3 protein-coding genes and 1 pseudogene are annotated in these 2,409 nt (G+C 72.8%); 2 read left to right on the top strand and 2 right to left on the bottom strand.

Annotated features, from left to right (window positions below):
• Positions 1–249: pseudogene (locus tag AB0G02_RS23425) on the bottom strand (hypothetical protein); the annotation flags it as partial.
• On the bottom strand, positions 246–1,367 hold the full coding sequence (locus tag AB0G02_RS23420) for an FxsB family cyclophane-forming radical SAM/SPASM peptide maturase (RefSeq protein ID WP_360797602.1): 1,122 nt from the start codon (positions 1,365–1,367) through the stop codon (positions 246–248). The pseudogene AB0G02_RS23425 and the gene AB0G02_RS23420, both read right to left, overlap by 4 nt.
• A gap of 211 nt (positions 1,368–1,578) precedes the next feature.
• On the opposite strand from AB0G02_RS23420, the gene fxsA reads away from it, so the two are divergent.
• Complete coding sequence (fxsA, locus tag AB0G02_RS23415) at positions 1,579–1,764, top strand: FxSxx-COOH cyclophane-containing RiPP peptide (protein WP_360797601.1); 186 nt, start codon at positions 1,579–1,581, stop codon at positions 1,762–1,764.
• Between the two features lie 185 nt (positions 1,765–1,949).
• A partial coding sequence (locus tag AB0G02_RS23410) for a cellulose synthase operon protein YhjQ/BcsQ (RefSeq protein ID WP_360797600.1) occupies positions 1,950–2,409 on the top strand: 460 nt, incomplete at its 3' end.

The following is a 2,409-nucleotide window of genomic DNA, read 5'->3' as shown; positions in this document are numbered from 1 at the left end:
CCGCGTCGCCCACGCCCCGACCGACGGGTGGTCCAGCACCCGGTCCACCGCGCCCGGCGCCACCCGCGCCACCTCCCGCAACAGCGAGAACGCGGGCCGCGCCGACGGCTGCGCGGCGATCGACCGGATCAGCAGCAACGTCCGGCTCCGCCGCGCCAGCCGCAACGTCCGCACCGCCGACGCACCGCCCCCGCCGCGCGCGAGAGCGGCGAAGTCCGAAGCCGGCACCCGGAACGGCGCGACGCTCACGCCAACGCCGCCAGGTCCGCCGCCACCCGCGACCGCACGTGCCCGATCAGCCGCGCCAGGTCCGGGCAGTACACCGACGGCCGGTCGAACCCGGCCCCCTCCAGGAACCGGTGCGCCCGCAGCCCGCCGCCGCACGCCGACACCACCGGGCACCGGCGGCACTCGGCGGACAACCCGGCCAACCCGGCACGCCCGGCCCGCACGTGCGGCAGGTCCAACGCCGCGTCGAACGCGTCACGCGCCACGTGCAGCCCGGTCGCCGACGCCGCGGGGGAGGACGACGCCAGGATGTCCGACGCCTCGATCGAGCCGTCGGTCTCCACCACGACCTGCGCCGTCGGGCTCAACCCGATGCCCTCCACCCCGGAACGCCCGCCCAGCAGCACCGACAGCAGCTCCTCGAACAGCCGCACCCTGGTGAGCGGCCTGCCGTACCAGACGTCGAACACCGCGATCAGCCAGTCCGCGTACGGCGTGGAGAGCGCGTCGACGACCCGTCCGGGCGGTCGCGTCGACCAGTTGCCGTGCGGCAGCAGGAAATCCACCGCGGGCGGTGAGAATTCCAGCAACGACTCGTAGACGCGCACCGGGTCGTGCCGCACGTCCACCACGCACAGCAGACCGCCGTACACCTCCGGGAACGAGCGCAACGAGCCCAACGCCGCCCGGACCGCCGCCCAACTACCGGTCCCGTCCGGCCGCACGCGGTGCCGGTCGTGCGCTTCCGGAGTGCCGTCCAGGCTCACCCCGACCCGAACACCGAGCGCGGAGAACAGCTCCAGGAATTCGCGGTCCAGCAAAGTCGCGTTCGTCTGCACGGCGAACCGCACCGGCACCGGCACGACCGACCGGAACCGCGCCACCAGCGACTCGATCGCGGCACGGCCGGCGAGCAGCGGTTCCCCGCCGTGCAACACCACTTCCACGTCGGACAAACCGTGCCCGCGCACGTGTTCGGCCACCCGTTCGGCGGTGTGCGCGACGATCTCCGACGACATCACCCTCGGCCGGGAACGCCACCGCTGGTCGGCCAGTTCGTAGACGTAGCAGTAGTCGCACGCCAGGTTGCACCTGCTGTGCACCTTCAGCACGAACTGGCGGAACGGCAACGCTTTCACCAACCCCCCGGACAATCCGGTCGCACCACCCGGCAAACGAGTCCCCACCTGCAATCAAACACAGCCCGCCGTCCGCTACCTCCGCCAATCGGAGGATTCCCGACGGTGACCGTTGTCCTTCACTACGATGGGAAGTGCGCCGTCGGTGTTGACGGCAATCCAGGCGGCTGCCGGGAAACCCGCAGCATTGCGGTGAGGAGGTGGGTGGGACGTGGCTTCCGAACCCGTACTCGAGTCCGAACCGGTGCTGGAGTCCGAACTCCTGGACGTCACGGGCGTGGACCTGGCCCGGTTGGCGGAACTGCCGGACACCGCGCTGCGCGCCGCGCTGCACCGGATCCTCGCGGAGAACGCCGAACTGCCCAACCGGTTCGCCGCGTTCGAGAGCTCGCTGTGACCGGGTCGGCCGTGATCGGGTCAGCCGTGACCGCGTTAGTCGTGACCGCGTTGGCCGTGAGCGGGTCGGCCATGGCGGGACCGGTCGCGAAAGGCGCGGCCATTCGGGTGAAACGCGGCTGAGTCGCGGGCGCGCGGCCCGCGTTCCCGGTATTCCCAAGTCCCCCGGCCGCTCTGGAGCAGCAGATGAGCACCCCGCGCACCACCCCGGCCCACACCGGGGTCACCGCCTTCCTGTCCGCGACCGGGGGAACCGGGCGCACGAGCGCGGTGGCGAACCTGGCGTGGGCGTTGGCCGCGGCCGGTCAGCGGGTCCTGGTCATCGACTGGGGCTCGGAGGTGCCGCGGGTGCGCGAGTACCTGGAGCCGTTCCTGGTGGCCCGCCTCGGTCTGCCGGACGCGTTGGGCCGCGGGCTGCTGGCCGCGTACCGGGGCGACCCGTCGCACGAGGAGGACCCGGCGCCCGCCATCGAGCGGTTCGCGCCGCCCGCGGGCGACGTCACCGAACCCGGCCACATCGACGTGGTGTCACCGATGCCGCTCGACGCGTCGGGCCGTCCGCAGCCCGAGACCAGGCACGGCGACGCGGGCGCGATCGCGGAGCTGCGCGCGCGGCTGGCCGAGTCGGACTACGACCAGGTGCTGA

This window comes from Actinosynnema sp. NPDC023658, from assembly GCF_040639995.1.
Classification (GTDB): domain Bacteria; phylum Actinomycetota; class Actinomycetes; order Mycobacteriales; family Pseudonocardiaceae; genus Actinosynnema.
The sequence above is the reverse complement of the archived record's forward strand: the minus strand, read 5'-3'. Positions and strand labels throughout refer to the sequence as shown.